Annotated in this window: 23 protein-coding genes and 2 tRNA genes; 1 reads left to right on the top strand and 24 read right to left on the bottom strand. The window is 51.7% G+C overall.

Translation table 11 applies throughout. The features are described from left to right. Positions 1–163: 163 nt before the first annotated feature. The 18 genes from groL to ispE form a co-directional block, all read right to left on the bottom strand. Positions 164–1,813, bottom strand: a complete 1,650-nt coding sequence (groL, locus tag FJ147_15745) for a chaperonin GroEL (protein ID MBM4257336.1) — start codon at positions 1,811–1,813, stop codon at positions 164–166. Between the two features lie 141 nt (positions 1,814–1,954). Then, entirely contained in the window at positions 1,955–3,169 is a 1,215-nt protein-coding gene (locus tag FJ147_15740; GenBank protein MBM4257335.1) for a D-alanyl-D-alanine carboxypeptidase, read from the bottom strand. Positions 3,170–3,391: 222 nt separating this feature from the next. Further along, entirely contained in the window at positions 3,392–3,790 is a 399-nt protein-coding gene (locus FJ147_15735; protein MBM4257334.1) for a MerR family transcriptional regulator, read from the bottom strand. A gap of 125 nt (positions 3,791–3,915) precedes the next feature. After that, on the bottom strand, positions 3,916–6,312 hold the full coding sequence (locus FJ147_15730; protein MBM4257333.1) for a phenylalanine--tRNA ligase subunit beta: 2,397 nt from the start codon (positions 6,310–6,312) through the stop codon (positions 3,916–3,918). 93 nt (positions 6,313–6,405) lie between these two features. Further along, complete coding sequence (gene pheS / locus FJ147_15725; protein ID MBM4257332.1) at positions 6,406–7,428, bottom strand: phenylalanine--tRNA ligase subunit alpha; 1,023 nt, start codon at positions 7,426–7,428, stop codon at positions 6,406–6,408. 184 nt (positions 7,429–7,612) lie between these two features. Further along, on the bottom strand, positions 7,613–7,975 hold the full coding sequence (rplT, locus tag FJ147_15720) for a 50S ribosomal protein L20 (protein MBM4257331.1): 363 nt from the start codon (positions 7,973–7,975) through the stop codon (positions 7,613–7,615). Between the two features lie 18 nt (positions 7,976–7,993). Next, positions 7,994–8,191, bottom strand: a complete 198-nt coding sequence (gene rpmI, locus FJ147_15715; protein ID MBM4257330.1) for a 50S ribosomal protein L35 — start codon at positions 8,189–8,191, stop codon at positions 7,994–7,996. Between the two features lie 7 nt (positions 8,192–8,198). Further along, positions 8,199–8,711 carry a translation initiation factor IF-3 gene (locus FJ147_15710; protein ID MBM4257329.1) on the bottom strand — a complete coding sequence of 171 codons (513 nt, stop codon included), beginning with the start codon at positions 8,709–8,711 and terminating at the stop codon, positions 8,199–8,201. After that, positions 8,708–10,627 carry a threonine--tRNA ligase gene (thrS, locus tag FJ147_15705; protein MBM4257328.1) on the bottom strand — a complete coding sequence of 640 codons (1,920 nt, stop codon included), beginning with the start codon at positions 10,625–10,627 and terminating at the stop codon, positions 8,708–8,710. The genes FJ147_15710 and thrS overlap by 4 nt, the downstream gene beginning before the upstream one ends. 108 nt (positions 10,628–10,735) lie before the next feature. Beyond that, positions 10,736–10,807 (bottom strand) — tRNA-Val (locus FJ147_15700). 72 nt (positions 10,808–10,879) lie between these two features. Then, a complete protein-coding gene (locus tag FJ147_15695) occupies positions 10,880–11,326 on the bottom strand; it encodes a 50S ribosomal protein L9 (GenBank protein MBM4257327.1) in 447 nt (148 codons plus the stop codon). Positions 11,327–11,456: 130 nt separating this feature from the next. After that, the gene (gene rpsR, locus FJ147_15690) at positions 11,457–11,756 is read right to left on the bottom strand and encodes a 30S ribosomal protein S18 (protein ID MBM4257326.1); all 300 of its coding nucleotides are present in this window, start codon (positions 11,754–11,756) and stop codon (positions 11,457–11,459) included. Positions 11,757–11,817: 61 nt separating this feature from the next. Then, on the bottom strand, positions 11,818–12,192 hold the full coding sequence (rpsF, locus tag FJ147_15685; GenBank protein MBM4257325.1) for a 30S ribosomal protein S6: 375 nt from the start codon (positions 12,190–12,192) through the stop codon (positions 11,818–11,820). 90 nt (positions 12,193–12,282) lie between these two features. After that, positions 12,283–12,876 carry an aminoacyl-tRNA hydrolase gene (locus FJ147_15680; GenBank protein ID MBM4257324.1) on the bottom strand — a complete coding sequence of 198 codons (594 nt, stop codon included), beginning with the start codon at positions 12,874–12,876 and terminating at the stop codon, positions 12,283–12,285. Positions 12,877–12,989: 113 nt separating this feature from the next. After that, on the bottom strand, positions 12,990–13,646 hold the full coding sequence (locus tag FJ147_15675) for a 50S ribosomal protein L25 (GenBank protein ID MBM4257323.1): 657 nt from the start codon (positions 13,644–13,646) through the stop codon (positions 12,990–12,992). Between the two features lie 10 nt (positions 13,647–13,656). Then, positions 13,657–14,634: a ribose-phosphate pyrophosphokinase gene (locus tag FJ147_15670; GenBank protein ID MBM4257322.1), complete on the bottom strand. Its 978-nt coding sequence runs from the start codon at positions 14,632–14,634 to the stop codon at positions 13,657–13,659. 36 nt (positions 14,635–14,670) lie between these two features. Beyond that, positions 14,671–14,744: transfer RNA gene (locus FJ147_15665), tRNA-Gln, on the bottom strand. Between the two features lie 307 nt (positions 14,745–15,051). Next, complete coding sequence (gene ispE / locus FJ147_15660; GenBank protein ID MBM4257321.1) at positions 15,052–15,939, bottom strand: 4-(cytidine 5'-diphospho)-2-C-methyl-D-erythritol kinase; 888 nt, start codon at positions 15,937–15,939, stop codon at positions 15,052–15,054. Between the two features lie 60 nt (positions 15,940–15,999). Here ispE and FJ147_15655 point away from each other — a divergent pair, with 60 nt between their 5' ends. Continuing rightward, on the top strand, positions 16,000–16,791 hold the full coding sequence (locus tag FJ147_15655; protein MBM4257320.1) for an inositol monophosphatase: 792 nt from the start codon (positions 16,000–16,002) through the stop codon (positions 16,789–16,791). A 2-nt stretch (positions 16,792–16,793) separates the two neighbouring features. Here FJ147_15655 and FJ147_15650 read toward each other — a convergent pair whose 3' ends face one another. From FJ147_15650 to FJ147_15625, 6 genes are all read right to left on the bottom strand, one after another. Then, the gene (locus FJ147_15650; GenBank protein ID MBM4257319.1) at positions 16,794–17,495 is read right to left on the bottom strand and encodes a Uma2 family endonuclease; all 702 of its coding nucleotides are present in this window, start codon (positions 17,493–17,495) and stop codon (positions 16,794–16,796) included. A 61-nt stretch (positions 17,496–17,556) separates the two neighbouring features. Then, the gene (locus FJ147_15645) at positions 17,557–18,603 is read right to left on the bottom strand and encodes a phosphotransferase family protein (protein ID MBM4257318.1); all 1,047 of its coding nucleotides are present in this window, start codon (positions 18,601–18,603) and stop codon (positions 17,557–17,559) included. A 101-nt stretch (positions 18,604–18,704) separates the two neighbouring features. Then, positions 18,705–19,823, bottom strand: a complete 1,119-nt coding sequence (locus FJ147_15640; GenBank protein MBM4257317.1) for a hypothetical protein — start codon at positions 19,821–19,823, stop codon at positions 18,705–18,707. A 12-nt stretch (positions 19,824–19,835) separates the two neighbouring features. Beyond that, positions 19,836–21,650 (bottom strand): hydantoinase B/oxoprolinase family protein, encoded by a 1,815-nt coding sequence (locus FJ147_15635; GenBank protein ID MBM4257316.1) that lies wholly within the window; start codon positions 21,648–21,650, stop codon positions 19,836–19,838. Positions 21,651–21,697: 47 nt separating this feature from the next. Beyond that, positions 21,698–22,111: a DUF559 domain-containing protein gene (locus tag FJ147_15630; protein MBM4257315.1), complete on the bottom strand. Its 414-nt coding sequence runs from the start codon at positions 22,109–22,111 to the stop codon at positions 21,698–21,700. A gap of 88 nt (positions 22,112–22,199) precedes the next feature. Then, entirely contained in the window at positions 22,200–24,449 is a 2,250-nt protein-coding gene (locus FJ147_15625; protein MBM4257314.1) for a hydantoinase/oxoprolinase family protein, read from the bottom strand. Between the last annotated feature and the right edge of the window lie 122 nt (positions 24,450–24,571).

Here is a 24,571-nt window from a genome sequence, read left to right as displayed (position 1 = left end):
CCCTCTATACTGCCACAATTTTGTCGCTTACTCAAACAGGCAGCGTGTTTACGTATCAGCATTCCCCAATATCCAGTAGCAATATATAAAATAGCCTGTAGGGGGAATGATGATCTCCCCCCCCCCCCTACTTCTCAGGCGATTGAGGGAAACCAATGGCCGATTAGTAATCGTCACCGAAATCATCACCATGACTATGGCCATGATGATGACCACCACCAGCAGGCGGTATCTTCTTTTCCGGCTTGTCAGCCACCGCTGCTTCTGTCGTAATCATGAGGCCGGCAACACTCGCGGCGTTTTGCAACGCCGAGCGTACGACTTTGGCCGAATCAATGACCCCGGCCTTGAACAGGTTTTCAAATTTCTCGTTAGCGGCATTGAACCCGTAGTCGTCTTTTCCTTCGCGAACTTTGTTGATAACGACCGGAGCGTCAGCCCCTGCATTCGCTGCAATCTGCCGCAATGGCTCTTCGATTGCCCGGCGAACAATCGCAACACCTTGGTCACGACCATCGCCAAATTTTAATCCATCGAGTTTCTTTTGTGCACGAACCAGAGCTACTCCACCACCAGGAACAATCCCTTCTTCTGATGCCGCTTTCGTCGCATGCATAGCGTCATCTACTCGGGCTTTGCGCTCTTTCATTTCCACTTCGGTTGCAGCGCCGACCTTAATGACCGCGACCCCACCAGCAAGCTTGGCCAGACGCTCTTGGAGTTTTTCCCGATCATAGTCAGAGGTTGTTTCTTCAACTTGCGTACGAATTTGCTGCACCCGGCTCTGAATGGCGTCTTTTTTCCCTGAACCGCTCACAATCGTGGTGTTATCTTTATCAATAATCACGCGTTTGCAACGCCCGAGGTCATTGAGCGCGATATTTTCCAGCTTGATCCCCAGTTCTTCGGCAATGACTTTTCCAGAGGTCAGAATCGCCAGGTCTTCCAACATCGCTTTGCGTCGATCACCAAATCCTGGCGCCTTTACCGCTGCGCACTTCAGCGTACCACGCAGCTTATTCACGACCAGCGCAGCCAGAGCTTCGCCTTCGACTTCTTCAGCAATGATCAGCAACGAGCGACCACTCTGGGCAATTTTTTCCAACAGTGGTAGCACCTCACGCAGATTAGAGATCTTCTTTTCATGAAAGAGAAGGTAGGGGTCTTCTAACTCCGTGGTCATCCGCTCTGGATGAGTCACGAAATAGGGAGATAAATATCCACGATCGAAGCGCATACCTTCGACAACATCCAACGTTGTCTCTAAAGCCTTGCCTTCCTCAATGGTAATGACTCCCTCTTTCCCAACTTTGTCCATTGCTTGGGCAAGAATCTCGCCGATTGTTTCCTCACCATTCGCCGCGATCGTTCCAACTTGGGCAATTTGTTCTTTACCACGAACAGAACGGCTTTGTTCTTTGACGCCTTCAATCACTTCCTCTACAGCCGCATCAATCCCACGTTTCAGTTCCATGGGGTCAAACCCAGCGGTTTGTAAACGAATCCCTTCGCGAAGAATCGCACGAGACAAGACGGTTGCCGTTGTCGTTCCGTCACCAGCGATATCTGAAGTCTTGCTGGCGACTTCGCGAATCATCTTCGCGCCCATATTTTGGAACTTATCTTCCAGTTCGATTTCTTTGACGACCGTTACCCCGTCTTTCGTCACCACTGGGGCACCAAAACTCTTTTGTATCAGCACGTTACGACCACGTGGACCAAGTGTTACTTGCGCGGCGTCGGCTAGCAGGTTAGCCCCTTGGAGGATTCCCTCTCGTGCCTTCTCATGCAGGTAGACGAGCTTCTTCGCCATCCCGTACTCTCCTTTCACCTAACTGTGTTCGTAATTTTTATGTTGAGGCCAATGCAAAGTATGCATCTTTTAGTAAATTGCAAGGTCCTCTGGCAAAGAAGAGTGGAATGGCGAAGCAAAAAATTCGCAGATCAGGGAAGGCTAAAACTGAGATCCAGCGTGAGCAGATGCCGAGGAGCCAACGGCGTCATTATTGTGATCCCAACTTTCATCAATGTCGGCACGGGGCACGTCGTGAGTAAAACCCCATTCAAGGAATTCTTCAGCCGCATCGAATCGCACCCGGCTATTACGCCCACCAAGGACAACGACAATGAGACTTTTGTCTCCACGTTGAGCAGTCGCGACAAGGTTATATCTCGCCTTCACCGTAAAACCAGTTTTGAGGCCGTTGACCCCATCAACTCGACCAACAAGATGATTGGTATTAGGCAGCATCGCCGCCCCATCACGAAATGGCACTTGGTCAACGGATGTCCACCGTAAGATGCGATTGTAGCGAATGAGTTCCATTCCCAGGACGGCGGAATCCCGGGCAGAGGATACGTCTCCGGCAGCACCACCCGGCAAAGGCATGCCATTCACCGTCTGATAGCGGGTTCTGCTCATCCCTAACAAGCGAGCTTTTCTATTCATCGCCGCGACACACGCCTCGACAGACCCACGTAGACGCTCCGCAACAGCAACAGTCGCATCGTTCGCAGAGGTTACTATCATCGCCTTCAGGAGCTCTCCCAAAGGAAAGACTTCACCTGCTCGGAGGTTAATCGTTCTCCCACGAGCACGAGTTGCACGCGCGCTAATTGCAACCGGAGTTCGGAGCGACAATCGTTCGCCTTCGATATCCTCCATAGCCAAAAGTCCGACCATCATCTTCGCGAGAGACGCCGTTGGCCATTGTCTGTCGATGTTCTCAGCCAGCAATAACTGCCCACTATCAGCGTCAGCCAATAACATCGACTGGAAATCTTTATCTGGCTCTGGAGGGGGAATATGGACGACTTCTCGTATCACAACAGGAGCTGGGCGTTTCCGCTGCGCTACGGGTTTCTGCTTCGCGACAGGAAGGGGAACATGAATCCGATACCACTTGGTACCGGAACTTCGGAGAGCAGAAATGCTACGGCTCTCATGCTGTTTCTCCCGTGTCACCCGTGGCAATGCTTTTTTCTGTGTTTTTTCTATACGAGGAATCGGTCGCGCAATCTTCACTTCTTTCGCTTTATACGCGAGACTTTGACCGGTTATTCCATCAACGATAATGAGTGCTGTTCCCACCACAATCCCAATCCACCACATCCTCATCCACGGCACCTCGCCTCCTCCGCACTCTTGCCTCGTGCGTGTCGTCTTCATAGGTAAGTAGAATCCCCCGTAGAGAGCCCCAATTCTCTCCCTTGCTTGCGGCAAGAACTCCTACCATATCATGCGACGACAAACAGGTGCAAATCTTCGCGACGAATACACGGAGAAAAACAAACATCACTATATGTTGGGGGAATACATGAGGGACTACCACAATAGATAGGGACACAAAGCGCACGGCTCGGTCACCGATTGACGGCGCGCGACACCAGACTACCCGAGCATGTTATATAACACCTGGAGATCGTCGCGGATGGCGCGCAAAAGTTCCAGGTGATTGTGATTCGGTGGGAGCGTTGCGATCGCCTCCTCAAGCGGCGCGGCAATCATGGGCAGCGCTCTCTCTTCTTCCCGCTCTTCTTCGTTTTCCTTGATCTTTTTCTTGGCTCCGGCAATGGTGAACCCTTCTTCATAGAGAAGGGTCTTTATTTCCAGAAGCATCTCAACATCGCGGCGACGGTAGAGCCGATGCCGAGAAGGTGTCTTTCCTGGCTTCAGGATCGAAAACTCAGTCTCCCAATAGCGCAACACATAGGGCTTGACCCCTACGATCTTCGCGACCTCGCCAATGCGGAAATAGAGTTTATTAGGCAGCTCTGTTTGTTGTGCCACTTTACGTCAGGTCGACCGCGAATTTTCCTTCTCTTGTAGCACTGGATCGCATACGAAGGAAAGGGCACGCGCGCATAAAAGGGCACGTTCTTCCCTTCCCAACGAAATCACTGTTCGAGGAATTCCTACGCCCGAACCTCGACGTTCAACGCTTGCGCGAGATGGGCAATGACTTGCGAGTGCACCTCATTCACTTCGAGTGCAGTCAGCGTGCGGTCTGCCGCTCGATAGGCAATGGAATACGCCAGGCTTTGCTTGTTTTGCGGAATGGGGCTACCACGGTATTGATCGAACAAACGCATATCAACAATCAATGGGTTCCCCAGAGAGCGAACCGCATCAATCACTACCTGTACTGGTAACGTGTCGTCGGCAACCAGCGCAACATCGCGAACAGTAGTCGGAAAGCGTGGTAACTGTTGATAGCGTACGGCGGTACGTACCTGCAGTAACAGAGGAGCAAGGTCTATTTCAAACACCCACGGCGTTGCCGTGAGATACAGCGCGCGACAATGATCAGGATGTACGGCTCCTACCACGCCACAGACAGTACCATCAACTAAAATCGCTGCTGCTTTTCCTGGGTGAAGAAACGGCACCTTGGCCGCTCGTTCCCAACGAATCTGCTCCTCACAGTGTAGGTCTTGGAACAGTGCTTCTAACACGCCTTTCAGATCAGGAAATTCGATTGGTGCAGGTTTTTGCAAACCACTGGCTGGCCAATTGCCATACAACACTCCAGCAACATGTAATCGTTCTTGCCGTCCATCTGGTGTTTCCTGGCCTCCGAAAAACACCTTGCCAAGTTCGAACATCGTCACACCACTCTCTCCTTGGCGGAGATTATGCTGGAGTACGCGCATAACGTTGCCCAGGAGGCTCACTCGCATCTCTGCGCCTTCAGCAGAGAGTGGATTGATTAAAGGAATGGGGACGGCTGATTGCGTACCAGCAAACAGACGATTGAGTTGAGCTGAGGTAAAACTCAGGCTCATCATCTCAGAGAGGCCTTGCGAGGCAAGGCAGAAACGAATTCGTCGCCCCCACTCTCCCTCATGGTCGCGATTTTTTTCGTGTGCTTCTGTGCGGGGGAGCAGGGTGGGAATTGTCTCATATCCTCTGAGACGAGCGACTTCTTCAATTAAATCGGCCTCTTGAGTGAGATCAGCTCGATAGGACGGGACAGTGACACTCCACGTTCCCCCACGGCTGCGTTTTACTTTCGCCCCAAGGGTCTGCAGGCAGTGCTCAACATCTCTGGCTTCGATTGGCATTCCGAGAAAATTTGAGACCCGTTGTCCACGCAACGTGATCGTCGTTGGCACCAATGGCTGAGGACACACGTCGATAACACCTCGGCTGACTTGCCCCTCAGCAATCTGCACAAGAAGTGATGCTGCACGATCGAGTGCAAGAATCGTCCCTTGTGGATCAATACCACGCTCGAAACGATATGAGGCCTCGCTTCGAAGTCCTAAGCGACGTGCCGTACGACGCACGGTTTCAGGAACAAAATAGGCGCTCTCCAATAACGTCACCGTCGTCTGATCGTGAACCTCGGAATTTGATCCACCCATCACCCCAGCCACAGCAACAGCACGGTCCTGGTCACAAATCAGCAGGTCATCAGCGACAAGCGTACGTTCTTTTCCGTCGAGTGTAGTCACCGTCGCAATGTCACGCGCGCGGCGGACGATAATTTCTGGACCATGCACCGAGGGGAGGTCAAACGCGTGCAGAGGCTGGCCACGTTCCAACATGACATAATTGGTGACATCGACGATGTTGTTAATCGCTCGCACGCCAGCCGCTTCAAGTCGCCATCGCATCCAGGCTGGGGACGGCGCAACGCGCAGATTACTCACCACACGTGCAGCATAACGAGGACAGAGATCAGGATCAGGAATGGATACACGTATCTGATCGCCAATGGGCGTCTTGCTTTCCTTGACACGCGGTCGCTGAGCGAGAAGGGGAACGCCGGTCAATGCGGCAATCTCCCGCGCTAAGCCAAGGACACTGAGGCAATCGCCACGATTCGCGGTAATCGCGACATCGAGGATGGTATCACGTAGCCCGATATGGTCGTACAGTTTCTCACCAATGGGGGCATCTGCGGCAAGGATCAGTAGTCCACTGTGATCATCCGAAAGTCCAAGCTCTCGTTCCGAGCACAACATACCATGCGAACGTTGGCCGCGGATTTCTGCTAACTCTACGTGCTGCCCACCAGGCAAGGTCGTTCCTACTGATGCCAGGGCCACTTTGGCACCAACCGTCACGTTGGGTGCACCACACACGACGGCAAACGTTTCTCTACCGGTTGTCACCCGACAAATAGTGAGATGGTCGGATTGTGGGTGTGGATCGACGCTAACAATCTGAGCAATGTGAATTGGGGTAATCCCGAGCTCACGAATGTCATCGACCTCCAATCCTGCCATGGCTAAACGACTAGCAAGCTGGTCGACAGAGAGGTCAATCGTGACAAATTCACGGAGCCAATTAAGGGAGACTTTCATGGGGGATACTCGTAAAACGTAATACGTAAATACTTAAGACGTAAAATGAGGTGGGGTGATTACGTTTTACGCATTACATAATTACGCATTTTCTTAAAACTGTCGCAAAAACCGCAGATCGCCTTCGTACAGTAACCGAATGTTATCAATGCCGTAGCGTAACAACGTGATCCGATCGATACCCATCCCGAAGGCAAAGCCTGACACCTGCTCAGGATCGTAACCGACCGCGCGGAAAACATTGGGGTGGACCATGCCTGAGCCAAGAATCTCCATCCAACCGCTCCCCTTGCAGATGGGACAGGAGGCGTTCTTTCCGGCACATAACACACAGCCAATGTCGACTTCGGCACTCGGTTCGGTAAAAGGGAAATAGCTGGGACGAAAACGGACCGGCGTGCTTGAACCATACATAGCGTGGACAAAGGAAGTCAGCACCCCTTTGAGATGCGCAAAGCAAATATCCGACCCAACCATCAACCCTTCGAGCTGCACGAACATCGGGGAATGGGTCGCGTCATCGTCGCAACGATACACACAACCTGGAACGATGATCTGCAGCGGCGGTTTGCGGCTTTCCATGACACGGATTTGTACCGGCGAAGTATGGGTGCGCAAAACAATTTCCGGCGCAACAAAAAACGTGTCTTGCATCTCGCGAGCGGGATGATCGGCAGGAATGTTGAGTGCGGCAAAGTTATGGTAATCGTCTTCGATGTCAGGGCCACGCGCGACCTCAAACCCGAGTGCGGTGAAGATACCGATCGTGTCATCTAAAACTTGCTGTAATGGATGCAAAGAACCTCGCGGGCGACGTGTCCCAGGGGCAGTGATGTCGATCTGTTCGCTTGAGAGCCGTTGGGTGCGTTCAGCTTCACGGAGTTGATCCCGAAGAGCGACAATGCGGTTTTCAACCTCAGCTTTTATCTCGTTGGCCGCCTCACCAATTTTGCGCCGTTGTTCAGGTTGCAACTCGCCAATACCGCGTAGCACGCTGGTGAGTTCACCTTTTTTTCCCAGGAAGCGGATGCGTACGGTTTCGAGTCCGTCTTCGTCTTTGCAGGACTCTAGCACCGCTAAAGCTTCGTCACGAATACGTGCAAGTTCGTGTTCCATAGGTAAGGGCTGGGGACTGAGCTATGAGGACTGAGGAAAAAAATAATACAGGAGGTAGAATGTAGGAGGCAGAATAAAAACAATGAGCACCACAACACTTCTTCTGCTTTTCCCTTCTGTCTCCTACCTCCTATATGCTATCTTCTTGAACTCAATCCTCAGCACTCAGTCCTCAGTACTGAATTCAAGCGGCAGCCTTATGCTGTTTCGCAAGATCAGCAATAGCGGTGAATGCCCCTGGATCATCAATGGCAAGGGCAGCGAGGATTTTACGGTCGATTTCGACATTCGCTTGTCCGAGACCGTAAATGAAGCGGTTGTAGTTGATTCCGTTGAGCCGAGCTGCTGCGTTAATGCGCGTAATCCACAAGCGACGGAAGTCACGTTTGCGCGCTTTGCGATCCCGGTAGGCGTACACTAATCCACGCTCTGCCGTTTCTCGTGCTTGTCGGTACTGCCGGCGCCGTCCTCCAGTGAAGCCTTTGGCCAGCTTAAGAATCTTTTTATGGCGGCGACGCCCTTTGAAGCCGCGTTTTGCCCGTGGCATGACTGAGTCTCCTTAGCCCTACTTATAGGGAATCAATTTCTTAATTGCTTTTTCGTTGGTCACATCAACCAAGGTCGTCTGACGCAACTGTCGTTTCTGCTTGCGCGTCTTGGCTGAGAGTTGATGACGTAAGAACGCTTTGGCGCGACGGACCTTACCAGTGCCGGTCGTTTTGAAGCGTTTCGCCGCTCCACGGCGGGTTTTCAGCTTTGGCATAATATGATTACCTCGGGACGATCAAAATTGACATATTGCGCCCTTCTAAGCGCGCTTGCCCTTCAAGTTCGCCAATATCTTGGACCTTCTCGAAAAATTTCCCCAACATATCTTTACCGAGTTCTGGATGGGTAATTTCTCGCCCCCGGAATAACACTGAGACTTTCACTCGTTGTTTCTTCTCCAGGAATCGACGTACATGCGCCGCCTTAAAATCGATATCGTGCTCACTCGTCCGTGATCCTAGTTTAACCTCTTTGACGAGAACTTGCGTCGAATGTTTCTTAGATTCCTGTACCTTCTTCTTTTGCAGGTAGCGGAACTTGCCATAATCCATGACCCGACACACGGGTGGTGTTGCTGTCGGGGAAACCTCGACCAGGTCAAGTTCTTTTGCTCCAGCAAGGCGGAGCGCCTCTGGAAGCGGAACGATACCGATCTGCTGTCCGTCAGCATCGATCACTCGTACTTCACGCGAGCGGATCTGTTGGTTAATCCGAACTCCTGCTTCCTTGGCTATGGTGCACCTCCTGGAACCGCTTCAGCAGTAATGCGGGCCATAAATTCCGCCACCGTCAGAGGAGGGATTTTTTCTCCTTTCCGCCCCCGCGGTGCTACTGTTGCGGTGCTTACCTCTTTATCACCAATCACAACCATATACGGGACTTTTTGCACTTCTGCTTCGCGGATTTTGTACCCTAATTTCTCGTTTCGTAAATCAAGTTCCGCTCGGATACCAACTTGCTGTAACTGAGCACAGACGTTGCGGGCATAGTCATCGTGCGCTTCGGTCACAGTGAGCAATCGCGCCTGCACCGGAGCAAGCCATAACGGAAAATCTCCTCCACAATGCTCAATCAACACTCCGAGGAATCGTTCAAGTGAGCCTAACACCGCGCGATGGATCATGACCGGTCGAGTTTCGCTTCCTTGAGCACTGGTATAGGCCAGGTCGAACCGTTCTGGCAACTGAAAATCAAGCTGAATAGTTGCCAATTGCCATTGTCGACGTAACGCGTCAAGGACAAGGCAATCGATCTTTGGTCCGTAAAACGCTCCATCTCCAGCATTGACCTTGTAGTCGATATGATTGGCTTTGAGGGCAGCAGCGAGTGCAGCTTCGGCACGATCCCATGTCGTATCATCCCCAAGGCGTTTTGCCGGTCGGGTAGAGAGATAAAAACTGATCTCGCCAAAACCGAACGTCCGATAGACCTCGCTAATCATGCGCAACACACCATTGACCTCAGACTCAATCTGCTCCTGAGTACAAAAAATGTGCGCGTCATCTTGAGAAAACGAGCGTACCCGTGTCAAACCAGAAATCACCCCAGACCGCTCAAAGCGATGCAAGCGCGCAAAGTCAGCAACCCGGAGTGGCAAGTCACGATACGAACGTTTCTTAGCGGCGTAGATATACGTATGACCTGGGCAATTCATCGGTTTGACACCAAACGCTCGCCCTTCAATCTCAGTAAAAAAGATATTCTCTTTATAATTCTCGTAATGACCAGACCGATGCCATAAATCGACGTCAAAGATTTGCGGTGTGAGCACTTCCTGATAGCCGTAACGCTTGTATAAATTGCGGATATAGGCAATCAGTTCATTATAAATGAACGCCCCTTTGGGCAGGAAAAACGGACTTGCTGGAGCAATTGGGTCAAAGATAAAAAGCTCAAGTTCCTTTCCCAACTTGCGGTGATCGCGCCGCTTTGCTTCCTCCAGAAGAGCAAGATGTTGCCGGAGATCCTTCTCAGTTGCGAACGCTGTTCCGTAGATGCGTTGCAACATTTCGTTCTTTTCGTCACCACGCCAGTACGCTCCGGCAACACTGGTCAACTTGAAGGCGGGAATGTTGCCAGTCGCGGGCAGATGCGGTCCACGGCAAAGGTCCACGAACTCACCTTGCCGATAGAGAGAGATCGCTTCTTCTCCGGGGATACCAACAATAATCTCGGCCTTAAAATCCTCGCCCATCGAACGGAACAGACTCACTGCTTCATTACGGGGAATTTCCTCGCGAGAGATGGGAAAATTCTCAGCCACGATCTTCTTCATCTCGGCTTCGATCTTTTCCAAATCTTCTGGAGTAAAAGAACGCTCGAACTTGAAGTCGTAATAAAAGCCGTTTTCGATGACTGGACCAATAGTGATCTGCACTGAAGGAAAGAGACGCTTCGCTGCTTGCGCCATGAGGTGGGCGCAGGAGTGGCGCAGCACATCGAGCCCCTCGGCTGAGGCGAGCGGGATGAACTCAAGCTCACAATCCGTATCGAGCGAACGAGAAAGGTCAACGACTTTGCCGTTGACTTTGGCCGCAATGATCTCTTTGCGATTGGCGGGGACGAGTTCACGTATCACAGTGCCAGAAGCGACAGCGCGCTGCTCTCCTTTTGGCATCTGAACGATGATTTCACGTGAACCAGAACTCATAAAACTGTCAGCTTTCAGCGATTGGTAAGGCACTGCTCATTCAGCCATCAGTAGAATTTTCATTGCGTAGTTGCAAGCTGAAAGCATTACGATAGAGGGTGGTGAAAATAGGCGCGAGCGGGGTTGAACCGCTGACCCCTACCGTGTCAAGGTAGTGCTCTGCCACTGAGCTACGCGCCTGTAATCGCCAATTTTCACAGGAGCATCCTCACCACAAGAAGGTTATGCCCCCACTTCCGCTCTTCTTCCTCGTTATGACTCTCGCACTACGTTCACAGTAATGTTTCCCCGTACGTCGCTACTGAGATGAACAGGAACCGTGTACGTGCCAAGCTGCTTAATTGGTTCAACCAACACAATTTTGCGTCGATCAATCGCTACCCCTTGCGCAGTCAGTGCCTTCTCAATATCGATGTTTGTTACTGAACCAAACAAACGATCTTCTTCTCCAGCACGTGCAGCTATGGTTATCGACAAGGAAGAGATACGATCAACCAACCCTTGCGCTTTCTGACGATCTTTTTCTTTCTTGGTTGCAGCTAACCGCTTTTGATGTTCAAGCACATGCAGGTTGCGACGGCTCGCTTCGACCGCTAATCCCCGAGGAATAAGGTAGTTGCGCCCGTATCCAGGACGAACCTTGACTACTTCACCGATAGCCCCCAGGTTCGCAACATCCTCTTGTAAAATGACCTCCATAACAGCCCCTATTCTTACGGCAGCAAAAGAGAAAACTCAAGTTCAAGAACTCACGAGAAAGACAAAGCGCTCAAGTCTCTACCCCTCGCTGAGCACCATTTATAAACGTCGCGGTGTGTTACCCGTACGCTTATAGTCGTGTCGACACATACGGCACGATAGCAATCGACCGGGCTTGTTTAATTGCTCTGGTCAATTTTCTCTGATGCCAGGCACATGTGCCAGTGATGCGACTCGGGATAATCTTCCCACGCTCAGACACGAAGTCTTCTAACATACGCTGCTCTTTGTAGTCGATATTTGCACCTTTGTCGGCGCAGAAACGGCACACCTTGCGTCGCAACCGACGCCGGGTCGGGAATTTATCATCCGTTGCTTGCCCTCTACCGCGCTGTGGCCCTCTTTCTCCTCGTTGTTGTCTCGGTGGCATAGACGTAATCCTTATACAATTAGCAAAACTTGACGGAGACCAATTTCATTCACTAGAGCAACTATTGGGTATCTGCTTGAGGCTCTGCTTCAGCCGGAGGAGGAGTAGGCGGTGCGGCTGCCGCTGGTTGCGGAGTCGGGGCAGCAATCGGCACCTTACGTACAGCAGTAAGAAAACGCAGAACGTTCTCATTAATGCGAAGATTGCGTTCCAATTCTTTCACTACTGCTCCTGGGGCGTCGTACTCCAGTCGAACATAATATCCACGCCTCTGCTTCCTGATCAGATGGGCCAGATCTCGCATGCCCCACTCATCTATTTGCAGGACTGTCCCTTTCGCTCCTTCAACAATCTTTTGCATCCATCCACCTAGTTCCTTCACTTGAGTTTCTGGCAACTCTGGATGAAAAATGCACAACGTTTCATAACTCGGCATGCGTTCCTCCTGCCAATGCTCGGGCTCTTCTTTTACGCGTTACATGAACGGATGGTCGAAAAAGACCGTTGAATTTTCCTACGCTTCTAACTAGGGACGCTCTTCTTCCGGTGAGACCATTCCATTTACGGCTGCCATCGTTTTCTCAATTCCCTCACTGATCCACAATTCGACTGCGTTGGCAGCATTCTCCACCGCGGGGAGAATAGACGCTTCTTCTTGAGGAGTAAAGGGCTGTAAAACGAAATCGGCTGGGTCTTGGCGTCCAGGAGGACGACCGATACCCAACTTCACCCGTACGAACTCCTTACTTCCGAATGTTGCAATCAATGAGGCGACGCCACGGTTGCCTCCAGCTCCTCCACCTCCACGTTTCACCCGGATCCGTCCGAGGGGGAGGTCAAGATCGTCATGAATAATAATAAAGTCCGACAATTCCAAGCGATAGAAATCTCGTATCTGTACTGCCGCTTCGCCACTTCGGTTCATATACGTTTCGGGTTGAACCAGAAGAATTTTCTCCCCTTTACAATGACCATCACCAATCACCGACAGGAACATATGGCGCGAGAGGGGAATGTGCCAACGCTCGGCCAAAGTGTTTACTACCCAAAAGCCGATATTGTGGCGCGTTTTTCGATATTGCGAACCAGGATTACCAAGACCGATGATGACGCGCACCACAAAACCTTAGGAGAAAAGGACAAACGGGAAAGAGAGAACGAAAGAAAAAAAGGGGAAAAAAGCTTTACCTTCTTCCCCTTTTAACCACTTTCTCTTTTCCCCCATGAATTCAGTTATTTCTTTTCTGTTTTTGCCGCACTGGCCACAGGAGCCGCCGCAGGGGCTGCGGCTTCACCTTCAGCAGCTTCTGTAGCTGCAGGAGTTGCTGCCACCGCTAGCGATGCCACGATCACAACAGCATCGTCAGTGTCATATACCGCTTTTACACCAGCCGGGAGGGTAATTTGCGAAATATGCACGGCTCCGTGCAGAGCTAATTGCGTGACATCTATTTCGACAAACTCGGGAATTTCCCGTGGCAAACACTCGACGGTAATTTCTCGGCGTAGAGACTGTAGCACCCCACCAGCCGTCACTCCGGCGGCCTTGCCAACGAAATGCAGCGGTACCGTCACTTCAATTACTTTATTTACATCAACTTCGTAGAAATCGATGTGAACTGGCGCACTCGTCACCGGATGGCGCTGGACTTCTTTAAGCAACGCCAGCTTTTCATTGACGGCTGAGCCTGGGGCATTGAGCTGAATCAAATGTGAGCCTTCAAGGCCATCTAATTTGAAACGAAACTCACGCGCATCGACACAAATCGCCTCACCAGCTTTGCCTGGACCATAAAACACTGCAGGGACTTTTCCGTTCCGCCGGAGCCGACCAGAGTCACCTTTGCTTTTGACCTGGCGTGCTTCGACATGCAAAACAACTGTTTCCATATGCTCCTCATTACACAAACAACGAACTAATCGATTCTTCGTTATGAATACGACGGATCGCTTCTCCGATCAGCGGCGCCAGCGAAATAACCTTAATCTTTTCCGTATTCTGAGCCTCGGGACGTAACGGAATCGAATTGGTCACTACGAGTTCCTCAAGCACCGATCCGCGAATGCGCTCGATCGCTGGCCCGGAAAGAATGGGATGAGTACAACAAGCAAATACAGCTTGTGCACCCGCCTCATGCAGAGCCGCAGCCGCCGTAGTCAACGTTCCTGCCGTATCGATCATGTCATCAATGAGAACGGCAACACGACCTTCTACGTCACCAATAATATTCATCTCGGCAACATCAACATTCGCCTTTCCCGGTATTTTTGATTCGCCTTCCCGAGCTCGACGCTTATCGATGATCGCTAAGGACGCCCCTAACCGTTTGGCAAAGGCTCGTGCACGCTCCACCCCACCAGCATCAGGAGAGACAATGGTGATTTCTTGGCGCCCGACAATTGAGCGAATGTGGGGGAGAAGGACCGGCGCAGAAAACAAATTATCCACTGGAATATTAAAGAAGCCTTGAATCTGTCCAGCATGTAGTTCAGCGGTCAACACCCGTGAGGCTCCGGCAGTGGTCAACAAATCGGCTACGAGTTTGGCACTGATCGGCACGCGTGGCGCAACTTTGCGATCCTGCCGTGCATAGCCATAATAAGGGATCACTGCCGTAATGCGATTGGCAGAGGCTCGCTTAAAGGCATCCAGCATCAGCAACATCTCCATCAAATTATCGTTGCCGGGCGTACAGATAGACTGCATGACAAATACGTCGCCACCACGTACGTTCTCAGTGATTTCGACCGCAATCTCACCATCACTGAAACGACGAATGTCAGCTGCGCCGAGCGAAGTACCAAGGTAAGCGCAGATCTCCTTCGCTAAGGGGATATTAGAATTACCAGCAAAGATCTTCAGGGGTGCGTCTCGCATAATACTCCTCACCTGCTCGAAGACCAGAGAACTACACTGGGGAGGCAGGATTTGAACCTGCGAATGCCGGAGTCAAAGTCCGGTGCCTTACCAAACTTGGCTACTCCCCAACCTTAAAAGGCTCACTACACTCTGCTCAGCGTTCAACAAAAAGCAACACAAGGAGCTCAGTAGCGAGGACTCATGGTGTCTCTTTTCAAGCGTTTCGTCCTCACTTACCCAGTCCTCAGTCTTCAATCGTCAGCGTATATTTTTGGCTGATAGGTGATCGCTGAAGGCGAAGAATACGTAGCAGCTTTGCCCTGAGAAGTCTACGCCGGAATCAGCGGTCAGCGGTCAGCCATCAGCTTTCAGCTTCTGAGGGAGAGTGGGGATCTCTTCTTTCGACTGACGGCTGAGTGCTGACCGTTGACCGCTTTACTGTTTCAAATGCTCGACAACAAACGTCTTTCCCATCTCCCTGAGAGCGTGTGCCGCGTGTTCCGCCTGAGTCCTGACAGCAAACATGCCAAACACTGCTGAACCACTACCTGACATGAGGGCATGCTCAGCTCCTTGCCGGAAAAGCCGCTCCTTCAATTCAGCAATCAATGGGTGGGCTGGAATCACAGCACGTTCAAGGTCATTCACGAGCAGTTGTGCTTGGGGCCATTGTCCGGCGGTGAGTTCAATATGTTGACTATCGTTTCCTAGCGGGGGGAGTTCATCAAAGCGGCGATACGCCCACGGGGTTGATACCCCAAAAGGTGGCACAATCACGACAAACCATTTCGCTGGTAACGGCGGAACAGGCGTCAAGATTTCTCCGATCCCTTGAACACGTGCTGGCTTGCACGGAATGAAAAAGGGCACATCGGCTCCCAGTCGTGCCGCAAGGATGCACAGACGCTTTTCATCGAGCCCGAAAGAGAGAAGCGTATTGAGCCCTTTCAGCACCGCAGCAGCATCACTACTTCCACCCCCAAGTCCAGCACCAGCAGGAATGCGCTTACGAAGATGGATCACAATCCGTGCCTGTATGTTCGCCTCTTTGCACAACAGAGCAGCAGCTTTATAGGCCAGATTCGTCCCATCGGTTGGTAAGGTCGGATCATCGCACGTTATGGTAATGGTCTCTTCTTCGCTACTGACTACTGAATGCTGACTACTGACTACTTTTTTCCGTTCCCCGTTCCACGCTTCAATCTGAACCTCATCACACAAACTGATCGGGACCATCAGTGAATCAAGCAGGTGATATCCGTCTGGTCGTCGGCCAGTAATGCGCAAGAACACATTGATTTTTGCTGGGGCAAGAATACGCATGGCACTGATATGTAGCGGCTCGACGTTGCAGCCGGAAGCGCCCTATGAAAAAACAACAGTATGGATACATTCATGCAGGTCGCGGTCGATGCCGCACGTCAGGCTGGCGCGTTACTCAGAGATAACTGGCAAGAAGCCAAAACCATTGAGATCAAGACCGACATCGTCGATCTCGTTACTAATGTCGACAAAGCCTCAGATGCGTTGATCACTGGGATTCTGCGATCTCATTTTCCCGATCATCAGATTATTGCCGAAGAGTCATCAGTCTCAGGTCGGCCGAGTTCCTATCGCTGGTATATCGATCCTATCGACGGGACGACCAACTTTGCCCACTCATTTCCCCATTTTGCGGTATCGATCGGCTTGCAACACCAGGGACAGATGATTGTTGGCGTCGTTTACGATCCAGTCAAAGAAGAATTGTTCCGTGCTGTACGGGGGCAGGGCGCGACCCTCAACGACCGCCCAATTCATGTCTCAACCGCTCCGACTCTTGAGCAATCAATGGTGCTCACCGGCTTTCCCTATGACCGCCGCAAACGCAGTGCATACTATCTCCGTTTTTATCAAGCCTTCATGACGAGAACACAGGGAGTGAGACGCGTCGGCTCAGCGTCGTTGGATCTGTGTTATGTCGCCTGTGGCCGTGCCGATGCATTTTGGGAATGGCGACTTCATCCCTGGGACACCGCCGCAGGATCACTAATTGTTGAAGAAGCCGGTGGCAAGATGAGCGACTTCACTGGACAGTCGTTCGATATCCACGGTGAGCAAACCCTGGCGACGAACGGATTGTTACATCAGGAAACGCTTGGTGTATTGCAACAGGTATTGGCAATTCCAGAGTAGGGCTATTTCTCAGCGCCACGCGCCTCACGTATCCATTGGCGAACGCGGCGGAGCCAAGCGGTACTCGGCGAAGTTAGGCTTTCTGCAAGAAACTGCGTTGTCATGGTGCTCGTCAACAGCGGAAACGCAATGCTATTTTCAACTTCCGCGTATTGGCCGTTGGTTAAAGCAAAAAACTTTACCTGGTTATTTTTATATCGCCAAACTTCCAGAGTTCCGAGTCTTGCATAGATCGGGAATTTATTGAGAGAAGAACTGGTCTCGTCGACTTCGATGATCAAGTCTGGTGGTGGATCAACAGTGAAGTCAAGCTTCTTTTTTCCTCGGACCAGAGCTTCGTTTTGGATATAGAAACAAGAGTCTGGTTCAAGTCCTTTTTGCAAATCTTTACGTTTGAAAGTCGTTGAACCAAGACCTACTATGTCAATGTTCAACTCTTCTGCCACTACTTCGACTAAGAGAGCAAGAGTTCGATTTGGTCTTTCATGTCTTTCAGTAGGTACCATGATTTCTAGCGCTCCCTGGTCATAGGCGAAGTGTGCAGCGTGACTGTCACCCATATCCTCCAGCAGATGCTCGTAGGTTTCCCAACTGATGCCATACAGAATAATACGCTGGCCATCTTCGATCCAGCATTCTTCACCTGTAGGAGTTTCTAGTGGCTGTACTGAAGGAGTCGTTTCAACAGTCGTTTGCGTATTCATACCTCCTCCTGCGAGGAACCATCACCGAAAAGGATAGTGAGCTATTACCGTTTGAGCAATCTCACTTACCAGCAATAATCCGATGCATGCGATCAACCAATTGCGGCACTCGCCACTCGAATTCATTGGCTTTGGGGTTTGCGCCTGTGCCTTCAAGATACCCGCGATACAGTCCTTCAACAATGATCGCGTACTTCCACACTGCCATGCAGTAATAAAAAGTGAAATGTTTCATGGTACGGCCAGTCTTTTGCTCATAGCGAGCCAGCAATTCTTCACGCGTGTGGAATCCAGGTTGTGAGGTAATGTAATTGCTCTCTTTCGGCTCAGGATCAGGCGGATCTCCCGTTGGTCCCCAAAAGCTCAGGACCCAGCCAAGATCGGCAAGAGGATCGCCAAGGGTCGCCATTTCCCAATCGAAAATCGCCACTAATCGCGTCGAAGGCGGTGGTGGTGCGAACATCACGTTATCGAGTTTGTAGTCTCCATGAACAATACTTGTCGCACTCTGTGGCGGCAGATGAGCCTGTAGCCATTGCGTCACTTCCTGTATGCCTGGCAACGGGCGCGTCCGTGGGAGCGTCAACTCAAGCTGCCCGATCCACCGCCGCAGTTGCCGTTCAAGGAATCCTTCCGGTTTTCCCAGGTTCGCCAACGGGGTCTTTTGCCAATCGACCGCGTGCACTTCGACAAGCGCATCAATCAGTTCTTCACCAATCTTCTGGCGGTCAGCAACCGCATTAAACTCCGGTGGCAGTTGTTCGCGAATGACAATGCCGGCCATGCGTTCCATCAAATAGAACGGCACACCGATAATCGAGCGATCCTCGCACATCACTGCCGGTTTTGGTACGCGCACCCCGGTTGGGGCTAGTCCCGATAACACGCGAAACTCACGTCCCATGTCATGCGCCGTCGGCAGAAGATCACCACGCGGTGGGCGACGGAGGACCCACTGTTTCGGTCCCCACGAGACATAGAACGTTTCGTTGGAAAATCCAGCTTGGTGTTTTTCGACTTTCAACTCACCTGCTTGCGGCGGCAAGTGTTGACGTAAGAATGTTTCCAGTGCGTGGACGTCGATCAGACCTTCAAGTTGCGAACTCATCGTCTCCTCTTTGTGATAAATTCTTCAAGCTTTCAGCGATCAGCTTTCAGCAATCAGCCGGACGGAAAAGCTGAACGCTGAGAGCTGACGGCTGATAGCGTCTAAATCCCAAAAAACTTCTGCGCATTACTTCCCAAAATCTTGTCTACTGAAGCTGCGGGCAGACCCGAGAGCAGCTTGCGGGCTTTCTTCATCGGTTCGACGAAGCCTTCAGCATGTGGGTAATCAGAGCCAACGAAGAACCGCTCATCACCAGCAAACTGTACCATAATCGGAAACATCTGCTCTTCAGGATCACCGTTGATCCAGATGTTCTGCGCAAAATACTCACTCGCCGTTTTCTTCATCTGCGAGGTATGCTGCATGTATTTGAAGCGATAGTTGAGCCGTTCAAGCCACTCGCCAACCCAACCTGACATCGCTTCAATCGTCGCTACCCGTAGCTTGGGAAAGCGCTCAAACACACCATCGTAGACCATGGTCGTCAACGCCATGCGTGGGTCTTGAATGACATTCATGGTCACGAACATGAAACCAGGATCACGATCTTCGTACCACTGACTGCCGGTGTAATGACGATGACCAACCAAATGAATACCGACACTGAGGTCGAGGTCCTGCACTGTCGCCCACACGGGATCGAGATCAGGATGACCAAAACTACGCCCTTTGATTGGCATGGCTGCGACAAAGAGCGTCTTACAACCCAGCTTAGCGACACGCTGCAACTCTTTCACTGCCAGTTGCGGATCACGTAACGAGATGTGAGCGGCAGGAAACAGACGGTTCTTCTGCGAGGCAGTAATCTCGAATGCCCAGGTGTTATAAGCACGACACAACGCATCTGCGACCAGTGGGCTCTCGACACCACCTTCCCACAGCAAGCCCATGGTTGGATAGAGAATTTGTAAATCGATTCCCTCGTCATCGAGGAACTGCACGCGCTTGCCCATATCCTGCCACTCGGCGTTGTACATCAAGATCGGGTCGAAGTTGCTGAGGTTACGACCTTCTTCCTTTTGGCCATAGGCAACAACAGCCGACAGCAGTTCTTCAACATTGACGATGCGCAACCGTCGCCCTTCGACCATCAAGGCGGGCTTACCCGTCGCCGGGTCTTTCACCACCCGCATCGCTTGTTCACGAAATTGCGGATCAATGTAGCGATCAAACAAATCGAGCGGTTCCATAAAGTGACTATCGCCGTCGATCACTGGCATAATGCGTCCTCCTTACTCGTAATACGCTCCACGATGAAACATCTTGGTCTCGCCTCGCAACGACTGTCGTAGTTGGCACGTGGCATCAACATTCACATTCAGTCCTTCAGCATCGAGAACAACACCATAATCATGCCGTGCCGCTTCACGCGTGACAAATCCGCCACGGACATCCTTCTCGACCAGGGCTATATCACGATCGAGCGGGTTTCCCCATCCACCTCCCCCACAAGTGAGCAATCGTAAGAGATCACCTTTGCGAAGTTTGATCCCTTCAGTGAGCGGCACAATCTCGCGTTCTTCAGGAGTTCCTGGATTCACGAGAATACGTCCCGGACGCCCAGACTGTCCGCCATTCACGCCCCACGGCGGATATTTGACGTTCTCCATACGATTGGCAAAAACCGCTTCTTCCGACAGAATGCGAATGTCGCGAATGATGCCACAGCCACCACGGTACGTTCCTGGCCCGCCAGAATCGGAACGAATCGCGTAACGTTCGATACGAATTCCGAGTTCCATCTCTGCATATTCGGCTGGATAATTTTTCTGCGCAACAAAATAGACGGCATCAATTCCATCAGCAAATGGGCGTGCGCCAAAACCAACCGCCACTCCTTCAATGCAGAGCGTATACTCACCAGTTGTGGGGTTGAGACTGCGGAGCATGTAGATAACGTAGACGGGCGATGCTGCGGAAGCATTGCCGCCTGTCGCTTTCGCCAACGTCCCTAAGACACACGCATTGACACGAATCATGGTGTTCGAGCGCATCCCAACCGGCGCTGGAAATTGCGGACTCACTAGACTTCCAGGACGAACGGTCACTTCATCCATCGCTCGCGCAAAGCCATCGTTCAGCATGATGGTCGGATCATCTGCCGTCAGGTACAGCCCATGCATCAGCTTTGGCACGCTCTCATGCATGATAAAGTTGACCGCACCTTGGGCTTGGTCAGAGGTATCCGTGAAATCAAGAGTGACCTTGTCCCCATGTTTCTGTAACGCCATAGTCACTGACAGTTCCTTGTTGCTGACGCCATCACCATCCAAATAATCAGTGAAGCGATAGGCGCCGTTAGGAACACGTGCAGCAAGCGCAGCACGAACAGCCTGTTCACTCTCATCGATGATCTGGTCAAACGCCGTAATCGTCACCCCGTAACCAAAACGTTCGACCATCTCAGCCAAACGCTTCTCTCCCATACGGCACGCAGCCATCAGCGCGCGAATATCGCCACGTAAGATGTCAGGGAAACGAGAATTGCGCACGAATAGACGGAAGACTTCTTCGTTCAGTACCCCTTCACGATAAATACGAATCGGCGGCACGATGATGCCTTCATGGAAAATCTCCGTCGCTGACGGTGAGATGCTCCCTGGCACGATACCACCAATATCCCAAAAATGGCCCCATACTAAAGCGAAACCAACACAATCATCTTCCACAAACACCGGGGTCGTGAACACCATATCCGGAGCATGCGACACGCCACCACCAGAACCGTGGCAGTCGTTGTACCAGTACAGATCAAGTGGACGCATGGTCTCCGGTGGATACTCACGGAAGATACACTCCATCAGATTCGCACCAAGCGGCAGATTAGTGCCGTACACCATGCGCCCTTCACGAGTGAAGAACGAAGCAAAGTAGTCTTTCTTCTCACGAATAAACGGCGACATCGCTGTCCGTTCGATAAGTGCTTCCATCTCTTGGCGAGCGGAACGCAATGCACCTTTGACCAGTTCGAGGGTAACAGGATCGACGCGGACTCGTTCAGATCCGATGTCGGAAGTCACTTCATGTTTACGCGCGGCTTGAGTCATATAAGACCTCCACTGTCCGCAATCCCCTCTCCCTCCCAGGGAGAAGGCTAGGGTGAGGGTGAGGGTGAGGGTGATTTCACCTCAGATTCACTCGCTATCCCAAGGAACAAGCGCTGCCTTTTCAGCTCCTCGAAAATCTTCTCCAAGACGACTTCGATATCCGTCAGTACTTCATGATTCCAAAAACGAATCACACGATAACCTAATTGAGTAAGCACACGAGTTCGCTCCTCATCCGCTTCTCTCTGGTTCGCATGTTGGCCACCATCAAGCTCTATTATCAAATGGCACGCTACACAACAAAAATCGACGATAAAGGAGCCAAGGGCATGCTGGCGACGGAACTTTGCGCCACTGACCTCTCTCGAACGGAGATGCTGCCATAGTTTACGTTCGGCGTCAGTTTGGTCGTGGCGGAGGTGGCGGGCTCGATTTTTGAGTATAGGGTGCAATCGTGTCATCGTGTTTTCCTTCAGGTTCTTTCAGGGTATGGAAAAACCTAACGCTGTAGCTGATACTCTGCTTTTCACCCTCACCCTAGCCCTCTCCCTACGAGGGAGAGGGAATTGATACGTCCCTTCCTACTACTAGAGTCCCAAACTTATCCACCTTCGCCTGCTGACCAGGAAAGATCACCGTTGTGGTATCAAGCTGCTCAACAATCGCTGGACCATCGATCGTCTGATCCACACACAACTCGTTCCGTCGATAACACGGTGTCGTCACCATTCCACCAGCCTCAGCAAAATACACTGAGCGAGACGCGAAAGGTGTCGCAAAACTACGCCCACTCACAACCTGTGGTAGTGTAAGCGACGTGAGCATTCCTACAGCACGAACGCGTACATTGACAACCTCGACCGGCGTATCCTCTAAAGCGTAGGTATACAATTGTTCATGTTTGCGATGAAACGCACGTTCCAAATCATGCAACATTTCGTGGCTCACTGCTCGATGATGTGTTTCCACTGTCAACTCAACCCCTTGCCGGGCATAGCGTAGATCCGCGGCCCAGACAAAAGAGCGACTCGCGGGCGGAATGCCTTCGTTCTCTAACCAGTGAGCGGCTTCTGTTTCTAATCGAGCATATACTTGCGTTAGCGTAGACAAATCGTAGTTCGGTCCACGCTGCAAACAGGTTTGCACATAGTCATTGGCCAGATCAGCAACCAGCAAACCCAGTGCGGACAACGCACCTGGTTGTGGGGGAATCAGCACAGTGGGGATACCAAGAATCTGAGCCAAGGCACCAGCATGTAGTGGACCAGCACCACCAAACGCCATCAAAGCGAAATCGCGTGGATCATAGCCTTTCTCAATCGACACCACACGCAAAGCGCCAGCCATGTTGTTGTTGATGATTTTAAGGATACCATCGGCGGCGGCGCGCAGATCAAGTCCGAGCGGTCGGGCAATGCGTTGTGCAATGACTTCCCGTGCTTTCTGCTCGTCAAGCGTGACTTCGCCACCGAGCAGATATGGCGGAATACGTCCAAGCACAAGGTTCGCGTCTGTCACTGTTGGTTCTTCGCCACCACGTCCGTAGCACGCCGGTCCAGGATCAGCCCCGGCGCTACGTGGTCCGACGGTCAAACTTCCTGTCGCCGATACCGAAGCAATACTGCCACCGCCGGCACCGATAGTATGAATCGCTACCATCGGCACTTGTAATGGAAACGGACCAATCTCTCCTTCAGTGGTGGTCTCAGCTTTCCCATTGCTAATCAGACAGACATCTGCGCTGGTACCGCCGATATCGATCGACATCAAGTTGTTCATACCCGCGCTACGCCCAACGAATTGTGCACCAATCACCCCTGCTGCAGGGCCAGACAAAGCCACATGCACAGCCTGGCGGGCTGCAGTCTCAGCGCCGAACACACCACCGTTCGACTTCATAATCAGTAGTGGGGCGTGAATCTTTTCTTCCACGAGACGCTGCTCTAGTTTTCCCACATAACTGCTTACGGCAGGTTGTACATAAGCGTTGAGGACTGTGGTCATGGTCCGTTCATACTCGCGAAAGATCGGCAGGACTTCATGCGACAGAGAAACAAACGCCTCTGGATGAGTTTCACGTATACGAGCCCGGGCCTGTTCCTCATTGATAGGATTGGCGTAGGCGTGAATAAAGGAGACGGCAACAGACTGGACACCCGCCTCACGCAAGAGTGTACCGATCTCACGGCAACGCTGTTCATCAAGTGGTGCCAGCATCGACCCGTTGTGATCCAGGCGTTCAGCCACCTCAAAGATCCATTCCGGTGTCACCGGACGTGGCGGTTTGATCCATGAATTGAGATTAGCTTTACGCGGGACATCGTGCCGTCCAATTTCCAGCACGTATTTGAAACCATCGGTCGTTACGACCGCTGTCTTCGCCCCCTTCCCTTCGAGGATCGTATTGGTTGCGACTGTGGTTCCATGAAACACATGGCTCAATTCGTTGGCATTGAGATGAGCAAGTTGCAACACCTTACGCACGCCATGCAAAAACCCCTCAGACGGATCAGTCGGAGTAGACGGTGTTTTCGTCATCCACAGCGCACCAGTTTGGCGATCGATTAAGATGATGTCAGTGAACGTTCCACCGACATCGACACCGAGGGCGTAGCGAGATGCTGCATCTCTTTGCATAAGTGGCCAATAGGCATAGCAAGTCTTGGGCTGGGTTTGTAGAGCGGAGGGGCTTTGTGCGCACGATCTCTTTTTCCACGGTTTACACCGTGGGCTACAAGAATACCGCCCTTCCAGGGCTCGCTGATTTGAACCCCGCCAGGGGTGAGCTGCTGTAGCCATCCCTGTAAGGGTCGGTTGACTACCGTCGCATCGCCAGAATCCGCGCAGTCGATACGTGCGTTTGTTTTTTGCCACTCAGTTTGTGAGGTACTGGCTTCTTCGGCCCGCGTTTGGACTTGGTG

It is taken from the genome of Deltaproteobacteria bacterium (assembly GCA_016874775.1).
Classification (GTDB): Bacteria; Desulfobacterota; Binatia; order Bin18; family Bin18; genus VGTJ01.
Note: the sequence above shows the minus strand (reverse complement) of the source record. Positions and strands in the feature narration are given on the sequence as shown.

Bases quoted from the DNA above. Each gene is read 5' to 3' on its own strand.
- groL (MBM4257336.1), bottom strand. From the start codon at position 1,813: ATGGCGAAGAAGCTCGTCTACCTGCATGAGAAGGCACGAGAGGGAATC.
- FJ147_15740 (MBM4257335.1), bottom strand. From the start codon at position 3,169: ATGAAGACGACACGCACGAGGCAAGAGTGCGGAGGAGGCGAGGTGCCG.
- FJ147_15730 (MBM4257333.1), bottom strand. From the start codon at position 6,312: ATGAAAGTCTCCCTTAATTGGCTCCGTGAATTTGTCACGATTGACCTC.
- pheS (MBM4257332.1), bottom strand. From the start codon at position 7,428: ATGGAACACGAACTTGCACGTATTCGTGACGAAGCTTTAGCGGTGCTA.
- rplT (MBM4257331.1), bottom strand. From the start codon at position 7,975: ATGCCACGGGCAAAACGCGGCTTCAAAGGGCGTCGCCGCCATAAAAAG.
- rpmI (MBM4257330.1), bottom strand. From the start codon at position 8,191: ATGCCAAAGCTGAAAACCCGCCGTGGAGCGGCGAAACGCTTCAAAACG.
- thrS (MBM4257328.1), bottom strand. From the start codon at position 10,627: ATGAGTTCTGGTTCACGTGAAATCATCGTTCAGATGCCAAAAGGAGAG.
- FJ147_15695 (MBM4257327.1), bottom strand. From the start codon at position 11,326: ATGGAGGTCATTTTACAAGAGGATGTTGCGAACCTGGGGGCTATCGGT.
- rpsR (MBM4257326.1), bottom strand. From the start codon at position 11,756: ATGCCACCGAGACAACAACGAGGAGAAAGAGGGCCACAGCGCGGTAGA.
- rpsF (MBM4257325.1), bottom strand. From the start codon at position 12,192: ATGCCGAGTTATGAAACGTTGTGCATTTTTCATCCAGAGTTGCCAGAA.
- FJ147_15675 (MBM4257323.1), bottom strand. From the start codon at position 13,646: ATGGAAACAGTTGTTTTGCATGTCGAAGCACGCCAGGTCAAAAGCAAA.
- FJ147_15670 (MBM4257322.1), bottom strand. From the start codon at position 14,634: ATGCGAGACGCACCCCTGAAGATCTTTGCTGGTAATTCTAATATCCCC.
- ispE (MBM4257321.1), bottom strand. From the start codon at position 15,939: ATGCGTATTCTTGCCCCAGCAAAAATCAATGTGTTCTTGCGCATTACT.
- FJ147_15655 (MBM4257320.1), top strand. From the start codon at position 16,000: ATGGATACATTCATGCAGGTCGCGGTCGATGCCGCACGTCAGGCTGGC.
- FJ147_15650 (MBM4257319.1), bottom strand. From the start codon at position 17,495: ATGAATACGCAAACGACTGTTGAAACGACTCCTTCAGTACAGCCACTA.
- FJ147_15645 (MBM4257318.1), bottom strand. From the start codon at position 18,603: ATGAGTTCGCAACTTGAAGGTCTGATCGACGTCCACGCACTGGAAACA.
- FJ147_15640 (MBM4257317.1), bottom strand. From the start codon at position 19,823: ATGCCAGTGATCGACGGCGATAGTCACTTTATGGAACCGCTCGATTTG.
- FJ147_15635 (MBM4257316.1), bottom strand. From the start codon at position 21,650: ATGACTCAAGCCGCGCGTAAACATGAAGTGACTTCCGACATCGGATCT.
- FJ147_15630 (MBM4257315.1), bottom strand. From the start codon at position 22,111: ATGACACGATTGCACCCTATACTCAAAAATCGAGCCCGCCACCTCCGC.
- FJ147_15625 (MBM4257314.1), bottom strand. From the start codon at position 24,449: ATGGCTACAGCAGCTCACCCCTGGCGGGGTTCAAATCAGCGAGCCCTG.